This is a genomic window from Paraburkholderia edwinii (genome assembly GCF_019428685.1).
Taxonomy (GTDB): domain Bacteria; phylum Pseudomonadota; class Gammaproteobacteria; order Burkholderiales; family Burkholderiaceae; genus Paraburkholderia; species Paraburkholderia edwinii.
On the sequence record NZ_CP080095.1, the window covers coordinates 2,970,644 to 2,986,862 of the forward strand.

14 protein-coding genes are annotated in these 16,219 nt (G+C 61.2%); 8 read left to right on the forward strand and 6 right to left on the reverse strand.

Annotated elements, in window-relative coordinates; translation table 11 throughout:
- Positions 1 to 109 precede the first annotated feature (109 nt).
- Positions 110 to 2,626, reverse strand: coding sequence for a penicillin-binding protein 1A (locus tag KZJ38_RS13130; protein ID WP_219796308.1), 2,517 nt, complete (start codon positions 2,624 to 2,626; stop codon positions 110 to 112).
- 584 nt (positions 2,627 to 3,210) lie between these two features.
- On the opposite strand from KZJ38_RS13130, the gene KZJ38_RS13135 reads away from it, so the two are divergent.
- From KZJ38_RS13135 to KZJ38_RS13145, 3 genes are all read left to right on the forward strand, one after another.
- Positions 3,211 to 3,858 (forward strand): hypothetical protein, encoded by a 648-nt coding sequence (locus KZJ38_RS13135; protein WP_219796309.1) that lies wholly within the window; start codon positions 3,211 to 3,213, stop codon positions 3,856 to 3,858.
- A 477-nt stretch (positions 3,859 to 4,335) separates the two neighbouring features.
- Positions 4,336 to 5,016, forward strand: coding sequence for a PspA/IM30 family protein (locus tag KZJ38_RS13140; protein WP_219796310.1), 681 nt, complete (start codon positions 4,336 to 4,338; stop codon positions 5,014 to 5,016).
- A gap of 163 nt (positions 5,017 to 5,179) precedes the next feature.
- Positions 5,180 to 6,412, forward strand: coding sequence for a tetratricopeptide repeat protein (locus KZJ38_RS13145; RefSeq protein WP_219796311.1), 1,233 nt, complete (start codon positions 5,180 to 5,182; stop codon positions 6,410 to 6,412).
- 126 nt (positions 6,413 to 6,538) lie between these two features.
- Here the strand turns inward: KZJ38_RS13145 and KZJ38_RS13150 are convergent, their stop codons facing one another.
- Positions 6,539 to 7,315 carry a class I SAM-dependent methyltransferase gene (locus tag KZJ38_RS13150; RefSeq protein ID WP_219796312.1) on the reverse strand — a complete coding sequence of 259 codons (777 nt, stop codon included), beginning with the start codon at positions 7,313 to 7,315 and terminating at the stop codon, positions 6,539 to 6,541.
- Positions 7,316 to 7,739: 424 nt separating this feature from the next.
- Between KZJ38_RS13150 and KZJ38_RS13155 the strand changes: the two genes are divergently transcribed.
- From KZJ38_RS13155 to KZJ38_RS13165, 3 genes are read left to right on the forward strand one after another with little or no spacing between them, the layout of a single operon-like run.
- Positions 7,740 to 8,282: a PAAR domain-containing protein gene (locus KZJ38_RS13155; protein WP_219796313.1), complete on the forward strand. Its 543-nt coding sequence runs from the start codon at positions 7,740 to 7,742 to the stop codon at positions 8,280 to 8,282.
- Between the two features lie 2 nt (positions 8,283 to 8,284).
- Positions 8,285 to 9,034: a hypothetical protein gene (locus KZJ38_RS13160; protein ID WP_219796314.1), complete on the forward strand. Its 750-nt coding sequence runs from the start codon at positions 8,285 to 8,287 to the stop codon at positions 9,032 to 9,034.
- Positions 9,031 to 9,462: a DUF4952 domain-containing protein gene (locus tag KZJ38_RS13165; RefSeq protein ID WP_219796315.1), complete on the forward strand. Its 432-nt coding sequence runs from the start codon at positions 9,031 to 9,033 to the stop codon at positions 9,460 to 9,462. Before KZJ38_RS13160 ends, KZJ38_RS13165 begins: the two co-directional genes overlap by 4 nt.
- A 364-nt stretch (positions 9,463 to 9,826) precedes the next feature.
- Here the strand turns inward: KZJ38_RS13165 and KZJ38_RS13170 are convergent, their stop codons facing one another.
- From KZJ38_RS13170 to KZJ38_RS13185, 4 genes are all read right to left on the reverse strand, one after another.
- Positions 9,827 to 10,645: an ABC transporter permease subunit gene (locus KZJ38_RS13170; RefSeq protein WP_219796316.1), complete on the reverse strand. Its 819-nt coding sequence runs from the start codon at positions 10,643 to 10,645 to the stop codon at positions 9,827 to 9,829.
- Positions 10,642 to 11,574: an ABC transporter permease subunit gene (locus tag KZJ38_RS13175; protein ID WP_219796317.1), complete on the reverse strand. Its 933-nt coding sequence runs from the start codon at positions 11,572 to 11,574 to the stop codon at positions 10,642 to 10,644. Before KZJ38_RS13175 ends, KZJ38_RS13170 begins: the two co-directional genes overlap by 4 nt.
- Positions 11,571 to 12,734 carry an ABC transporter ATP-binding protein gene (locus KZJ38_RS13180; RefSeq protein ID WP_219796318.1) on the reverse strand — a complete coding sequence of 388 codons (1,164 nt, stop codon included), beginning with the start codon at positions 12,732 to 12,734 and terminating at the stop codon, positions 11,571 to 11,573. Before KZJ38_RS13180 ends, KZJ38_RS13175 begins: the two co-directional genes overlap by 4 nt.
- 105 nt (positions 12,735 to 12,839) lie before the next feature.
- Complete coding sequence (locus KZJ38_RS13185; protein WP_246641463.1) at positions 12,840 to 13,943, reverse strand: polyamine ABC transporter substrate-binding protein; 1,104 nt, start codon at positions 13,941 to 13,943, stop codon at positions 12,840 to 12,842.
- Between the two features lie 625 nt (positions 13,944 to 14,568).
- Between KZJ38_RS13185 and KZJ38_RS13190 the strand changes: the two genes are divergently transcribed.
- Both KZJ38_RS13190 and KZJ38_RS13195 read left to right on the forward strand, forming a co-directional pair.
- A complete protein-coding gene (locus KZJ38_RS13190) occupies positions 14,569 to 15,918 on the forward strand; it encodes a phospholipase A (RefSeq protein ID WP_425518248.1) in 1,350 nt (449 codons plus the stop codon).
- Between the two features lie 83 nt (positions 15,919 to 16,001).
- Positions 16,002 to 16,205, forward strand: coding sequence for a DUF1289 domain-containing protein (locus tag KZJ38_RS13195; RefSeq protein ID WP_219796320.1), 204 nt, complete (start codon positions 16,002 to 16,004; stop codon positions 16,203 to 16,205).
- The last annotated feature ends 14 nt before the right edge of the window (positions 16,206 to 16,219 follow it).

Here is a 16,219-nt window from a genome sequence, read left to right on the forward strand (position 1 = left end):
TGGTATCGCGTTTCTGCAGGAACACGTCGCGTCGCCCCCAAAAAAAAAGCGCGTCCGGGCAATTTGCCACGGACGCGCTTTCCGATTCCCTCGGATGCCTATTCGATCATCAAGGCTTGTTCGATTCGAACAGATCGAGAATCTGCTTCTTCTCCGACGACGACACAGTAGGCTGCGGTTGCGCCTGCTGCTGCGGCGACATCGACGCCGGGCCCACGCCGCCCTGCACGTCGCTCGCGGCGGCGAGCGGGTTCGCGCCATCCATGCCGATGCTCGCGACAAATCCGCTGCCCGGCTCCCTGTCCGCATAGAACAGTTCGCCGTCCACATTCGCCACGCCCGCGGGCATTTCCGGTTCCGCCTGAGGCACCCCCCGCAGCGCGCGGCCCATATAGTCCATCCAGATCGGCAGCGCGAGCTGCGCGCCGAATTCACGGCTGCCGAGGCTCTTCGGCTGGTCGTAGCCCATCCAGGCGACCGCGACGAGCGATTGCTGGTAGCCGGCAAACCAGCCGTCCTTCGCGTCGTTGGTCGTACCGGTTTTGCCCTGCAGGTCGTTACGATGCAGCGCGTTCGACGGTGCGCCCGTGCCGGCGGTTGCGACCGAATGCAACAGGCTGTTCATGATGTACGCGTTGCGCGGATCGACCGTGCGCGGCGCATCGCGGCCCGCGACGAGCGGCTGCGCGCGAGAGATCACGACGCCGCGCGCATCGGTCACTTCCGCGATCAGATACGGATTGACGCGGTAGCCGCCGTTCGCGAACACCGAATACGCGCTCGCCGATTGCAGCGGCGTGACGAGCCCCGCGCCGAGCGCCATCGGCAGATAAGGCGGCGTCTTGTCCGCATCGAAGCCGAAGCGCTGCGTCACATAGTCTTGCGCGTACTTCGTGCCGATATACGAGAGGATGCGGATCGACACGAGGTTCTTCGATTTTTCCAGCGCCACGCGCATCGACATCGGCCCGTCGGGCTGGTCGTCGTCGTGCGGTTCCCACGCATCGCCGCCCGGCGTCGATGGCGGGAAATACAGTGGCGCATCGTTGATGATCGTCGCGGGGCCGAGGCCCTTGTCGAGCGACGCCGAATAGATAAATGGCTTGAAGCTCGAGCCCGGCTGCCGCCACGCCTGCGTGACGTGGTTGAACTTGTTCTTGTTGAAGTCGAAGCCGCCGATCAGCGCGCGGATTGCGCCGTCCTGCGGCGTGAGCGACACGAGCGCGCCCTCGACTTGCGGCAGCTGTGTGATCTGCCAGTTGCCGTTCGCATCGGCCACGAGGCGCACGATCGAGCCGGGCCGGATGCGTTGCGCCTGCGATGCGCGCGCCGACAGCGCGGCGGCCGCGAACCGCAGGCCGTCGGCCTTCACCGTTGCGGTCGTACCGTCCTGCAACTGCGCGGTCACTTCCTTCGGGCTCGCCGCCGTGACGACGGCCGAGACGATCTCGCCGTTGTCCGGATGCTCGGACAGCGTGTCTTCGATCGTTTCCTCGCGGTCGTCGGCGTTTTGAGGCAGTTCGATAAAGCCTTCCGGGCCGCGATAGCCATGCCGGCGCTCGTAGTCCATCACGCCTTTGCGCACCGCCTGATACGCAGCGTCCTGATCGGCCGAATCGATCGTCGTGACGACGTTCAGACCGCGCGTATAGGTTTCGTCCTTGTATTGCGCATACATCATCTGCCGCACCATTTCGGCGATGTACTCCGCGTGCACGCTGTATTCGTTGCCCGAGACCTTCGCGTGAATGTCTTCCTTCACAGCCTGGTTGTATTGATCCTGCGTGATGTAACGCAGATCGAGCATGCGCTTGAGGATGTACTCCTGGCGAATCTTCGCGCGCTTCGGATTGACGACCGGGTTGTACGCGGACGGCGCCTTCGGCAGTCCCGCGAGCATCGCTTCCTGCGCGAGCGAAATGTCCTTGAGATCCTTGCCGAAATACACGCGCGCGGCGGCGGCGAAACCATAGGCGCGCTCGCCGAGATAGATCTGATTCATATACAGCTCGAGAATCTGGTCTTTCGACAGCGTGCGTTCAATCTTGTAGGCGAGCAACATCTCGTAGATTTTGCGCGTATAGGTCTTTTCGCTCGACAGGAAGAAGTTGCGCGCGACCTGCATCGTGATCGTGCTCGCGCCCTGCGATGCGCCGCCATGCGAAAGATCGGCGAAGCCTGCGCGCAGAATGCCGACGAAGTCCACCCCGCCGTGCTCGTAAAAGCGATAGTCCTCGATGGCGAGCACCGCTTTTTTCATCTGATCGGGGATATCCTGGAAACGCACGAGACTGCGGCGCTCCTCGCCGAATTCGCCGATCAGCACGTGATCGGCGGTGTAGACGCGCAGCGGCACCTTCGGCCGGTAATCGGTCAGCGCTTCGAGCGACGGCAACTGCGGGTTCATCACGACGAGCGCATAGCCGACGATCAGCGCACCGACCACGCCGAGCGCCGCGATCAGTCCGAAAAACCACAGCGTGAGACGCGTCAGCAGTGACATACGGCGGCGCGGCGGTTCGTTGTCATAGCGGTGGTACGGATTGTCGGATCGATCCGGATCGCGGCCCCGGTCGCCAGGATGATCCGATGAGTTCGAGGAAGGCGGTCGTTTGATGATAGGCATGACTTGGAATGTCGGCGCATCGCTGCACGCCGTCTATATTCGTGCTTTCGTACGCAGGTGCGTGTCGGAATGCACGCCGTTCGTGAATGTAGCGTGATCGTAGCGTGGTAGCGTGGTTTGGGGGCGCGTCGTGCCCAACGTAACAGTGCATTTTAAAGAAAACCAGCATTATGCTAGCCGATTTTTTTGTAAGAATTTCCTCGTGCGTGCGAGCTAACAACGCGAAAGAACGAAAAAACAGCAACCCGATAGGGTTCAAACGGGGTTCAAGCGGGGTTCAAACCGGTTCAAGCCGGGTTTAAGCCCGATTTAAGTGGCATTCCCCACGCTCAGCCGGTCTGGCATGCCGGACCGTTCGCGCACGGGAGTGCGGTTATCAACAGAAAGGCTTGATAAACCTGTGGACAATCCCCGTCTAATGTACACAAGCCGTTGATGTCACAACAGATTCACGACGCGCCCGGTTTCGCATCCGGGCCAGTCGTTTTATGATGGTTTGCATGCGCCATGCCGGCACATGCCCGCTCGGAACAACCCGCCGCATCGGCCAACAGATTGATGCCTATAAATACGCGAGCCGCCACATGAACAAGCCTAGCGAACGCATCGTCGTTTTCGTCTCGCCCGCCCAGAAGCGCGCGATCGCCGCAACGGCCGAAGGACTCGGCATCAGCGTCAGCGAACTGATGCGGCGCGCCGTGCTCAATTTCGGCGCGACCAGCGAACAGGTCAAAGCGGCGAGCATCGTCGACCGGCTGCGCGCGCCGCGCGAACCCGATGCATTGAACGCAGCGCTGCAACGTGTCGCGCGTTCGGCGAAGGCGAACCGCGACGCGCTGCCGCCGGCGCTCAGAAACACGAGCCCGGCGACACAAAAGACGAGCGATCATGCGCTCGACCCGCATCGCGACAGCGTGCCGCAGTCTAGCTCGTCACCCGCGGCCGCGCCCGCGAGCATCGCGCCGCTGGCGGCGCCTGTTCCGCTCGACCCACTGCAAGCGCTGGCAGCGATGGCGGCTGAAACAGCCGATGTCGATACGCATGTCGACGAAGCGGTGCGCGCCGCCGAAGCACAAGCGGCCGCCGAAGCCGCGGCCCGCGTCGCGGCCGCGAAAGCGGCTACGTTAAAGGCGGCGAAGTCGCCGTCGAAATCGAAGCCCGCCTCGGGCACTTCCTCACGTGACGAAAGTCCGTTTATCGACCCCACCGAAGGCACCGGGCGTTTCGCGTGAACGTTGCTGTAACCAGCGTCGCGCACCGCGCACGATGTATCGATCGCCGATGCGTCAGGGTTCCGAAAGAGTCGAGCTTATGGTGCGCGTCCGGTACGTGTTCCAGGCAGTGTGCCGCGCGTGCACATCAGGTCGGACGCGCCTGTCGGCGCGCTCGTCGATGTCATAGTGTTTAAGCCCTTTTTAAGAGAGCACGTGGTGTAATATCCGCGAGCCCATTCGGTACAAGCGGGGTACACGCGCGGCGCAAGCGAGGCAACAGAGGCTTGCTGCGCACCAGGTTTCAGGCGGGTATTCCGGCACTGCATCACGGTTGTCCGCACATCGGTTTTTGCAGAGCGCGCTTGCAATGCGCACGCGCGCCCCGATGTAGAACCGCGCCGAATGCGCAGTGTGCTGCGCGACGGCATAAACTAGTGGATGAACGGGTCAGCGCGCCGGGAATTCAGCGCCGATTTCAATCAATGGAGGTATTTCATGTCGCTTTTCGACAGCATCTCGCGAACGCTCAAAGGTCTGCTGAACGATGCAGCCGATTCCGTGCAGGACCCGTCGCGAGATGCGCGCCAGATTGTGCGCGAACTCGACGAGAGCATCGCGAAAGCCGAGAACTCGCTGATCGAGATTCAGGCTCAGGTCGCGACGCAGCAGAGCAAGCGCGACGTCGCGGCGGACAAGGCGAAGAAGTACGAAGACGGCGCGAAGCGTGCGCTGCAAGGTGGCGACGAAGGCCTCGCGCGCGAGGCGCTCGCAGCGCAGGCCAATGCCGAAACCGAACGCGATGCGCTCGCACGTGAATTGACGACGCTCGAGCCTTCGGTCGATCAATTGAAGCAGCAGATCGACGACATGCGTCAGCGCCGCAACGATCTCTCCGCGCGTTCGAACATCCTGCAGGCGAAGCAGCAGATCGCGCAGGCGAAAGATACGGCAGCGACGGCATTGGGCGGCATCGGTGGCAAGAACCTGTCCGAGGATTTTCAGAAGCTCGAAGACAAGGTCGCGTTGTCGAATGCGCGTTCCGACGCACGTTTGAATTCCGCCGACACGAAAAGCGGCAAGGCGCTCGACGACAAGCTCGCGGAACTGAACCGCGGCCCGTCGGTCGACGATCGTCTCGCGGCATTGAAGAAGCAGTTGAACACGCCCGCCGAGTGACGTGCGGCGTCACGGCGCCTGTGCTGTTAGCGGGCGTCACCGCGGTCACGGTGGGCGGCACACGCCGCGCGATGCTTCGAAGCATGATTCTTGCACGGCGTAATTCGCCTCACAGCGGAACCGATCGACATGGAGACGGGTGTCAAGGCGCCCGGCCTGCATCATGAGAAAACCCTTTACCGCGTCGTTTATCGCCTTTCTGGCAGCCGTATTTGTTTCGCTGTCGCTGGTGTCGGGCGGCGCCTATGCCGCAGTGCCGACCGCGACGCAGGTCGAAACGGCGATCCAGCAGCAGGACTGGCAGAAGGCCGGCAGCGAACTGCAGGAAGTGCTCAACGCGCATCCCGACAATGCGCGTGCGCACTACCTGTACGCGCAGGTGCTCGATCAGCAAGGCCGCTACGCGGACGCGCTCAAGCAGGTCGAACAGGCGAAGACGCTCGATCCGCAAGTGCGTTTCACGGATCCCGGCCGCTTCGCGCAAACCGAAGCGCGCATCCGTAGCGACGCCGCGCGCGCCGGTGCGACGCAGACCAATACGACGCACAATCCGTTCGCGCAGCAGTCGTCCGGCGGCGATCAGCAAACGGCCCTCGCATCCGAAGCGCCGCAACACCATGGGCCTTCGACCGGCATGTGGATCGGTATCGTCGTGGTGATTGCAGCAATCGCGCTGGTTTTGCGCTGGACGCTGCGCCGCGCGCGTTCGCAAAGCGATTCGAATGCCGACGATGAACGGCGCGAGCAGCTCAAGCGCTCGACAGACTTGCTGAACGAAGTGCGTTCGCTGAAGCTCGACGTGCGGTTGTCGACCACACCGGGCCACGAGCAGCTCGAAAAAGAAGTCGAAGGCATGGAAGCGCAACTGCGCGACGTGGTGCAGGGCTTGTCGGATCGCAAGAATCCGGTGCCGCCGTATCAGGTCGACGAACTCGAACGGCAGGTCGCGAGTTTGAAGGCACGTGCCGAAGGCCGTCCCGATCCGAACGCAGCTGCCGCGCCCGCGCAGAACTATTCGAGCGATTCGTCGTTCGCGCGTGAAGCGGATGCCAATTTCGGCCGGCAAGTGCCTCCGGGGCAGCAACCCTACCCGTATCCGCCGCAGCAACAGCAACCGCCTGTGATCATCCAGCAAGGCGGCGGCGGGTTCGGTGGCGGCATGGGTGGACTGCTGACGGGCGTGCTGCTGGGCGAAGCGCTGAACTCGGGGCGTGACCGCGTGATCGAGCGCGACGTCATCGTCGACGACGACGAACGCCGTCGTCGCGCTGGCGGCGACAACTCGTCGGTCGACTTCGGTCAGGGATCGAACGATTGGGACGACGGCAGCGGCGGCGGTGGCGGTGATGTCGATATGGGCAGCGACGATTCAGGCGGATGGAACGACAATACCTGAGCGGCCTCGAATCACATCAAGGCACGCGGCACCCGCCCTCGCAGGCGGCCGTGTGAGCCACGAAACACCAGGCAAAAGCCCCATCGAATACGATGGGGCTTTTGCTTTTTAGTGATTGATCCGTCGTTACACGGCGGCGGCGTATCCGACGTACACGCGCGTCTCATACGCGATCTCCACACTGCCGTCGTGCTGCGTGCGATCGAACAGATCGCGCAACGCGTCCAGCATCGGCTCGTGGTTCGGATGGCCTTGCTTCGGTGCATACGATGACGACATGAGCCGCCCTTTGAGCCCGTCGAAATCAAGCGATTGAGCGTTCGCGAAGCACCCTTTGTGAGCGAATTCGGAGCCGAACCATGCGGCCATCGATTGATCATCGCCGTAGCGTTCGGCTACCGCCTGATAATCGGTGCTGTAGTGCTGCAGCAGTGCTTCATAGTCGCTTAGAAACGGCGAACCGTCGAGCAGCCGGCTATTCCACATCAGCGCGATGAGACCGCGGGGCTTCAGGATGCGCGCGAATTCGCGGCGCGTGGTGACGGGATCGAACCAGTGAAACGCCTGTGCCGCGATGACGAGCTCGACGCTGGCGTCGGCGAGCGTCGTTGCCTCAGCGGTGCCGGCGACGCTCGAAAAGCCGTCATACGATGCGAGCCACGCGTCGGCTGATGCGCGCATGGCGTCGTTGGGCTCGACCGCAACGACCGGATGGCCGGCGTCGAGAAAGACCTTGGCCGAGATGCCCGTGCCGGCTCCGATATCGGCGACGCGCGCGCCCGGCGCGAGCCCGCAGGTGTCGTGCAGGAACGTGACGATTTCGCGCGGATACGTGGGGCGAAACTTGACGTAGTCGGCGACGCGGTCGGAGAAGCGCTGGGTGGAATTGGCAAACGTCGGCATGGTTGTCTCCGTTCGTAGCGGGTGCTTTGGCTGGGAACCTCACGTTACGCGAGTTCGGCTAGCACTGCATGACGCAGTGCTTTCATCCGCCACCTAGCAGGCGTAGCAGGTTCCAGAGAAATTTGCAGACCAGCACGATCAATTCCCACAAGCGGACCAGTTGATCCCAGCCCGAAACTTCCATCGTCACCCCGTTGTGTGTGAAGCGCTGGTCGCACGCCTCAACTGCGTCGTGAACAGGCTCCCGAGCGGCATTCGCCATCGCCGACGCAAGACTACTCCTACACGTCCCCTACCCTTCACCGACTTCAGTTTCAGGACTTACTGATAGGCAACACGATCGCCAACCGCGATGATGTTACCCGCTTGCAGGCGCATTCGCGATCTTGTCGCCGCGTCCATCTCACACGGAACCATCGAATTCATGATCCGCTATTTTCTCGCGAAGGGAGATCGCGCCGGGGGCGCGACGATCATCGACGGACTCAAGCAGGTGACCTGCTCGAATCCGCCGCCACGTGTCGAAATCGCGACACTCGGCATGAAAACGTACTGCACAACCTGCAAACGCGAAGGGTTCATTGCACCGAAAGGTCCGCGTCGCAAGGGAACGGCACCCAACGGCAAAGAGTGGGCGTTGAGCGGCGACGTCAATATTTGCGGCTGCAATCCCGCACCTGTCTTTTATGCCGAACGCGGGATGATGGTGACACTTGCGCCGCATGAGATTGAAGCGTGGAGACAAGCGGCTGGGCTTCCTCCGCTTGCGGAATCCACACGCGCACGCCGCCAGTATGACGAACTGATCGTGCTGAAAGACGAGCAAGGTCATCCTGTCGCCAATCAGCGCTACAGGATCGAAACGGCTGACGGACAGATCTTCGAGGGAGTGACAAACAACGCCGGCGAAACGACGCGAATTCGCACGGATGGCCCTACGCAATTATTCATCGAACTATTGGTGTAAGCATGTCCGACTTCTTGCGTAACTCTATCGCCACCACGAATCAGCACGAACGCACGCATACGGCTACCGTTGACACTCGCTATGTGCGATTACCCGAGGACACCAAAGGGTGGCTGCTAATCAAACTCTCACCTTCACACACGGACGCATTCATTTGCGAATACACGAAGGTGACCATGGTGAAGTCTGAAGGTGGTCGGACCTATTTCAAGGTAGCGGATGGCCTGAGTTCCGTCGGGCTCACAGCGAGCCTCAGTGACGAAAACGCGAAGAGGCTTCTCCTGAAGACGCCGCCAAGCACGGCAGTCGCAACGGTGAAAGTGAAATACGGTGCACGCAAGGAAGAGCATTCGCCGTTCAAAGGACCTTTGCTCCAGCAATGGGGCACATTGAACGTAGGCAGCCAGCCGATAACAGTCACGCTCAATAGTAGATGGACGGGAGAATTCACTCCCATTCCGGCTGGTGTTCATCGCATCATGGCGCCGGACTACTCACATGCAGAGTCGTCGACGCTCGGCTATCGAAACACGCACCCGGGAAGGATCAAGGCCAACGACGTCTGGTTTCCCATTGAACTGGCCGGAACCAAAGGCAACTCGACGCGATACGTTCATATTGGCCATCTGTCGGAAGGCTGCGTCACTGTCCATCAGATCGAGCGATGGAACGATGTCTACAACTTCCTCATCTCACATCGGTTACCGAATACAGATGGGAAATATGTGGCGCTGCTGGAGGTAACAAAGTGAAGGTCCTCATTGCCCTTTCCCTCGCCGCGTCGCTGAATAGTGCGGCAAAAGCGCAAGCGGCACCCGAGCCGCCACTGGTATGCGGTGATTTCCTTAAGCAACTCGATCTGCAACGCCCCGATGTCAAATTTGCCAGTTGTGGATCGATGCGTGACGGTGCTCAACCCGATGGGCTGGAAGCCGTCTATCGGGTGGAAGGCAAGGATATCGCCAAGGTTGAAAACTGGCTGATCCGGGTCGCAAAGGTGAAGCGTCTAGTATTTGCGTGCTGTGGCTGGCAAACTCCTAACCACGGGACGCTTAGAGACAGAAATGGTTCGACGTACCTCATCAGCATGGGTGGAGAGGCGCTCGTCAGTCAGAGAAGGGACTTCTCGAAAATTCCGTATCTGAACGTGTACGTGAGGCACTACCTCTATACGCCCTGAGCGGAATGAGCGCAGCAGGCGGATAAATCGTAGCCGGCCCGCTCAAAAGAAGGTGTTATGCCCAACCGAGAGGCGCGCGTAGCGCGCGAAGCGGGATGAATGAGTGCCTTGTCACTGGGGAATGTGGTGCGATGAGTCAGTGGGTCCGCGCACCACTATCTTTACTGTGCGGGGTTCCCGCTTAGTACCCGAGGCGCCTTTCTTTTGCCTACTTTTCTTTGGCAAGACAAAGAAAAGTAGGTGCCGCCCCGCACAGGGGCAACGCTTGCGCCGCGAGGCGAAATCGCGGATGCCAGCGACGGCGCGTCGCAAACAAAGCAAACAAAGCAAGCGAACAAACAAACCACAAGCAGCTCGCCGCGCCCTAAGCGGCCATCTCCAGCCTACGCTTCTCCGCCCGCTGCATAAACACATTCGCAGCAACCACCCCAACGGAAACGACAGCGATAAACAGCGTCGCCAACGCATTCATCTCCGGGTTCAACCCAAGCCGCACGCGCGAGAAAACGACCAAAGGCAACGTCGTCGACCCAGGCCCCGACAAAAACGCAGACAGCACGAGATCATCGATAGAGAGGGTAAAAGACAGCAACCACCCCGCGACCAGGGCCTGAGAAATCAACGGCAGCGTCACGCTAAAAAACACTCGCAATGGCGTCGCGCCAAGGTCGAGAGCAGCTTCCTCAAGCGAAGGATGCAAATCCCGCACACGCGACTGCACAATAATCGCGACATACGACATACAAAGCATCACATGCCCGATCCAGATCGTGAGGATCCCACGGCCGGCGGGCCACCCAAGCCACTGCGCCATTTCGACGAACAGCAGCAGCAACGAAATGCCCTGAATGACTTCGGGAATCACCAGCGGCGCATTGATCATCCCCGTATAAAGCGTAAACCCGCGAAACCGCCCCATGCGGGCAAGCACAAACCCAGCCCAGGTACCAATAAACACAGAAGCAAATGCAGTCAGCAACGCCACCCGCAACGACAGCCACGCAGCCGCGATCAACTCATCGTCCTGCAGCAACGCCGCATACCAGCGCGTCGAAAACCGCGTCCACACGGTGACGAGCTGCGATTCGTTGAACGAGTAAACAACGAGACTGACGATCGGGATATAAAGAAACAGAAACCCAATCCCCAAAGCAAGAATCTGCAACCACCGATTCGGCTTCATCCGCGCTTATCCTCCAACGCTTTCGCCTGCGAATGCTGAAACAGCGCCATCGGCACCAGCAGCAGCAGCAGCACCATCGCGCAGGTCACCGCGGACGCCATCGGCCAGTCCGCATTGTCGAAGAACTCATTCCACATCACGCGGCCGATCATCAGCGTATTCGCGCCGCCGAGCAGTTCCGGAATCACGTACTCGCCGACCGCCGGAATAAACACGAGCATGCAGCCCGCGATAATCCCGTTCTTCGACAGCGGCAGCGTGATCTGCCAGAACGCCTTCCACGGCTTCGCGCCGAGGTCGTAGGCAGCTTCGAGCAGCGTCAGGTCCATCTTCACGAGATGCGCGTAAAGCGGCATCACGAGAAACGGCAGGTACGAATACACCATGCCGATATACACGCCGGTATTCGTGCGATACAGCTCGATCGGCGCATGAATCAGCCCGATCATCATCAGGAAATTATTGAGCAAGCCGTTGTTCTTCAGGATGCCGATCCATGCATACACGCGAATCAGGAACGACGTCCAGAACGGCAGCATCACCAGCATCATCAGGATGTTGCGCGAGGCCGGATTCGAGCGCGCGATGTAATACGCCATCGGGTAGCCGATCAGCAGACAAAGTAGCGTCGTCACCGCGGCGACCAGCAGCGAATTCAGATAGGTCGCGAAATACAGGCTGTCCTGAAACAGAAACGCGTAATGCGAGAAGTCGAGCGCGATATTGAGCACGCCCTCCTTGAACGCCGTCAACTGCGTATAAGGCGGAATGCCGAGCTGCTGATCCGCGAAGCTGATCTTCACGACCAGCAGAAACGGCACAAGGAAAAACAGCAGCAGCCAGATAAACGGCCCCGCCACGACCGCGGTTCTTCCCGTCAGCCGGAAGCGCCGCGCCGGCCACGTCGCGATTGCGTTCAGCGTGCTCATGACGTCAGCACCACGCCAGCCGACGCGCTCCAGCGTACGTACACTTCGTCGCCCCACGTCGGCGTTTCGATCTCGCTCAGCGCGAGGCTCGATACGTTCGCCACCACCGTCTTGCCGCTCTCGAGCTTCACGTGATACAGCGAGTAACCGCCCATATACGCGATGTTCATCACAACGCCCTTGCCCCAGTTGAACGCGCCCTCGGGCGGCTTGCGCGTGAGCGCGATGCGCTCGGGCCGCACCGAGATCGTCACCGGCATGCCGAGCGGCCCCGTGATGCCGTGGCTCACATACAAGCGCACGGGCAGTTCGGGCGTTTCGATGTACACGTGGTCGGGCTCATCTTCGACCACATTGCCGTCGAACAGATTCGTCGAGCCGATGAATTCCGCGGAGAAACGGCTATTCGGATATTCGTAGACCTCGTTCGGCGTGCCGATTTGCACGATCTCGCCTTCGCTCATCACCGCGAGGCGCCCCGCCATCGTCATCGCTTCTTCCTGATCGTGCGTGACCATGATGCAGGTCACGCCGACCTGATCGAGGATGTTGATGAGTTCGATCTGCGTACGCTGGCGGATCTGCTTGTCGAGCGCCGACATCGGTTCGTCGAGCAGCAGCAGTTTCGGCCGCTTGACGAGGCTGCGCGCGAGCGCCACGCGCTGCTGCTGGCCGCCCGATAGCTGATGCGGCTTGCGCTGCGCGAAGCGCCCCATCTGCACGAGTTCGAGCGCCGCATGCACGCGCTCGCGCAGCTCTGCCTTCGGCACGCCCTCCTGCTTCAAGCCGAAGGCGACGTTCGATTCGACCGTCATATGCGGGAACAGCGCATACGACTGGAACATCATGTTGGTCGGACGCCGGTACGGCGGCAGGTGCGCGAGATCCTCACCGTCGATCAGGATCTTGCCCGACGTGACGGTTTCGAGGCCCGCGAGCATGCGCAGCAGCGTGGACTTGCCGCAGCCCGAACTGCCGAGCAGCGCGAACAGTTCGCCCTTTTTCACGGACAGGTTCACGCCTTTGACGGCCACGGTCTCGCCGAACTTCTTCACGACGTCGACGATCTGCACGAAGTTTTCCGCTGCGTGATCCGCAGCGGCAGAATTGCCCTGAGGCAGCGTACCGGCCCCCGCCGGCGCGCCAGACTGATCGCTCATGATGTGCTGCTTTCCTGCTGCATTTGACGAACAAAGCCCCCGGTGGACGCCGAGGGCTTAGGGATGAGGCGGACCCGCACGCTGGCGGCGCTTTATCGAGGACGCTTACCGGCCGGACTTGAACTCCGTCCACAGCCGCGTCTGCAGCCGCTGGATTTCAGGCGGCAGCGGCTTCAGCAGAAACAGCGTCTTCACCACTTCGGGCGGTGGATAAACGGCCGGATCGTTCGCGACGTCCTTGTCGACATACTTGCGCGCTTCGGCGTTCGCGCTCGGATAGTAGACCGCATTCGTGATCGCCGCGTGTACCTGCGGCGTCTCGATGTAGTTGATCCACGCGAGCGCGGCTTCCTTGTTCTTCGCATCCTTCGGGATCGCCATTACGTCGAACCAGACCGGTGCGCCACCCTTCGGAATGTAATACTCGATCTTGTACGGCTTTTTCGCCTCGACCGCGCGGTGCTTCGCAATCACGACGTCGCCCGACCAGCCGTACGCGAAGCAGATGTCGCCGCCCACCAGGTCGTTGATATAGCCCGACGAGTTGAACTGCGTGATGTACGGGCGGATTTTCTTCAGCATCTCGAGCGCGGCGCGATAGTCGGCCGGGTTCGTGCTCATCGGGTCCTTGCCCATATAGTGCAGCGCGGCCGCGAACATCTGGTCCGGCGCGTCGAGCACCGACACGCCGCACGCCTTCAGCTTCGAAATGTTTTCGGGCTTGAAGAGGACGTCCCAGCTATCGAGTGCAACGTTCTTGCCGAGAATCTGCTGTGCCTTCGTGACGTTGTAGCCGAGGCCGGTCGTACCGTACGCCCAGGGCACGGTGAACTGGTTGCCGGGGTCGGCGCCGGCGACGAGCGCCATCAGCGACGGGTCGAGATATTTGAGGTTCGGGATCTTCGATTTGTCGAGCGGCGCGAAGATGCCGGCCGCGATCTGCTTGCCCGCGTAGTTGCTGGTCGGCACGACGATGTCGTAGCCCGAGTTGCCGGTGAGGAGCTTGGCCTGCAGCGTGTCGTCGCTGTCGTAGTTGTCGTACTTGACCTGAATTCCGGTCTGCTTCTGGAAGTTCGGAATAGTGTCCTTGGCGATGTAGTCCGACCAGTTGTACACATTCAATTGCGTATCTTTTGCCGCGGCCGGCAACCAGGGCGCGGCACACAGCACACATGCCGCAACCAACCGGCCCAACACCAGTTTGTTCATTCCGTTCTCCGATCCTGGCCAGCCGACGCCGGCCGTCTACCCCGCTTATGCCGCGGCCCGCGCGCCTGCTTAAGCCTGGCTCGAGCCTGATGCTGCCGGCTCGTCCCACTCAGGCGTGGCGCGCCCGCGACTTCCCTGAAAACCCCGAAAGCTACCACTAATCGTTGTGCGCCACAAAAAAAATGCCCCGATGTCGCGCAAACGGTACAGCCGGCGGTGCGCGGGCGCAATTGGAGCAAGCGCTGCGGCAACCGACAAAATGGGCGCAATTTTATCGGGTTATCGGCGCGTGTCTACCTCGAATCGCACCTGATATCGGTCGTGCGTCACTATAAACCGTCAGAAAGGGCAAGGCGCGCAGACCGCATCGGCGTGGCGCTTGCCCCGTTGCGCGGAAGATGAGCAGTCGTACCGGCATCGGGAACTGCACCGGCCTTTCGCCTGTCCTTTCTTTTCGTAAGTCTCCCGTTTCTTGAACGAATACGTCGCGCCACTCGCTGTTCATGCGAGCGATGCCGCGCACATCGGGGACGTGTCGACTATGCGCTTTGACGCTGCTTCGCCAGGCCGCTTTGTTTGCTTAGCCCGACTGACCGGTTCGACGCGTGGGTTTGCGCGGGGCTCGATGCGCGGGGTGAGGCTTTTCGCATTGGCGTGGCTCGCTATCTTCTATGCTTGCCGCGCGGATGCCGCAGTCGCCATGTTGCAGCCGCCGCGTGAGGCCTTTTTCAGCGAGCCTCTTCGGATCACGCTGCTCTACTCCGCCGACAACGGCCAGCCGCTCACGATCGCGCTTCCTCCGACCATCCACGTCACGCTGACCAACAGCGATCACGCGCCTCAGGCCGTCGAACTCGTTCGCGACGCAGGCGTCCCCGATGAGTTGCGGCTCGAAGCAGGCCAATACCGGAAGGTCGAATACGCGGCGCCGTGGCCCGCGTGGGTGCGCGGTGAGGTTCGCATCGATCCGGTCGGGTTCGATGCGTCGCCGGCTATTGTGGCGATCAATCGCACCGTGCAACCAGCTGCGATGGCGCAGGCCGGGCATGCAGACACCACTGCGGCGGCGCCTGCGCAAGCAGCAAGTACGGCGACGGCAGCCGCGCCTGCAGAGGCCGCGAGCAGCGCCGCGGCATCACAAGCCACCGGCACCGAGCCCACCGCCGCTGCGACTGCTACCGCCGCCATGCCTGCGTCCGACACCTCGCCCGTCTGGACCCCACCAGGCGATTCGCTTTCGACCGCCGGAAACGGCTCGCAGTCGCGCATCTCGTACTTCGAGCCGATGTTCTTCGGGGTCGGCCATAACGGCGATACGAGCGCGAGTTTGCAGCTGAGCTTTAAATACCGCTTGCGGATGCCCGACGACCTGCGCTCGAAAGCCTTCCTCGACAACCTGTACTTCGCGTACACGCAAAACTCGATCTGGGACCTGACCGCTGAATCGCGGCCGTTCCGCGACACGACTTACCAGCCGCAGCTTTTTTATTACCTTGCGGACACAGGCTGGCGCGCGTCGTGGTTCACGCGCATGGGCATTGCCGCGGGCGTTGGGCACGAATCGAACGGCAAAGGCGGCGATCAATCGCGCGGCCTCAATATGCTGTTCGTGCGCCCGACATGGGAATTCGGCAACCTCGATGCGTACCACTGGGTCGTGTCGCCGAAATTCTATGTGTACGCGGGCAAGAGCGATAACCCCGATATCGCCGACTATCGAGGCTATGTCGATCTGCTCTTCAAATACGGCAGCGCCAACGGCTGGCAACTCGCGACCACCTTGCGCAAGGGCACGAAGCACTGGTACGGCAGCATCGACGCGCAGTTGACCTACCCGCTCGCGAAACTGCTCGGCAGCAGCGCCTGGGGCGGTTATCTCTGGGTCGGCTATTTCAACGGCTATGGTGAAGATCTGCTGGACTACAACGTGCGGCAGCACTGGATAGCGCGCATCGGGTACAGCATCGCGCGGTGAGCGGGTTGAGCAGGTTGGGCGGCATGACGCACCGGCTTTTCGTTTACCATAACGGACCGCCCGCGCTTTTCACCTCTTTCCCGATGGCTTCAAATCTTCACGACCTTCCCGACAGCCCGTGTATCGGTGTCTGCTCCACGCTCTTCGACGAAGTGTGCAAAGGCTGCGGCCGCACCGCCACTGAAGTTGCAAACTGGGTGTTTATGACGGACGACGAGAAGCTCACGGTATGGGAGCGCATCGAACGCGAAGGCACGGCGATGCGCTTCAAATACGACAAGATCTAGCCGCGCCGACGGTG

What these genes read in the sequence shown, in the direction of transcription:
- KZJ38_RS13130 (WP_219796308.1), bottom strand. Translation starts at nt 2,626, where the DNA reads ATGCCTATCATCAAACGACCGCCTTCCTCGAACTCATCGGATCATCCT.
- KZJ38_RS13135 (WP_219796309.1), top strand. Translation starts at nt 3,211, where the DNA reads ATGAACAAGCCTAGCGAACGCATCGTCGTTTTCGTCTCGCCCGCCCAG.
- KZJ38_RS13140 (WP_219796310.1), top strand. Translation starts at nt 4,336, where the DNA reads ATGTCGCTTTTCGACAGCATCTCGCGAACGCTCAAAGGTCTGCTGAAC.
- KZJ38_RS13145 (WP_219796311.1), top strand. Translation starts at nt 5,180, where the DNA reads ATGAGAAAACCCTTTACCGCGTCGTTTATCGCCTTTCTGGCAGCCGTA.
- KZJ38_RS13150 (WP_219796312.1), bottom strand. Translation starts at nt 7,315, where the DNA reads ATGCCGACGTTTGCCAATTCCACCCAGCGCTTCTCCGACCGCGTCGCC.
- KZJ38_RS13155 (WP_219796313.1), top strand. Translation starts at nt 7,740, where the DNA reads ATGATCCGCTATTTTCTCGCGAAGGGAGATCGCGCCGGGGGCGCGACG.
- KZJ38_RS13160 (WP_219796314.1), top strand. Translation starts at nt 8,285, where the DNA reads ATGTCCGACTTCTTGCGTAACTCTATCGCCACCACGAATCAGCACGAA.
- KZJ38_RS13170 (WP_219796316.1), bottom strand. Translation starts at nt 10,645, where the DNA reads ATGAAGCCGAATCGGTGGTTGCAGATTCTTGCTTTGGGGATTGGGTTT.
- KZJ38_RS13175 (WP_219796317.1), bottom strand. Translation starts at nt 11,574, where the DNA reads ATGAGCACGCTGAACGCAATCGCGACGTGGCCGGCGCGGCGCTTCCGG.
- KZJ38_RS13180 (WP_219796318.1), bottom strand. Translation starts at nt 12,734, where the DNA reads ATGAGCGATCAGTCTGGCGCGCCGGCGGGGGCCGGTACGCTGCCTCAG.
- KZJ38_RS13185 (WP_246641463.1), bottom strand. Translation starts at nt 13,943, where the DNA reads ATGAACAAACTGGTGTTGGGCCGGTTGGTTGCGGCATGTGTGCTGTGT.
- KZJ38_RS13190 (WP_425518248.1), top strand. Translation starts at nt 14,569, where the DNA reads ATGCGCGGGGTGAGGCTTTTCGCATTGGCGTGGCTCGCTATCTTCTAT.
- KZJ38_RS13195 (WP_219796320.1), top strand. Translation starts at nt 16,002, where the DNA reads ATGGCTTCAAATCTTCACGACCTTCCCGACAGCCCGTGTATCGGTGTC.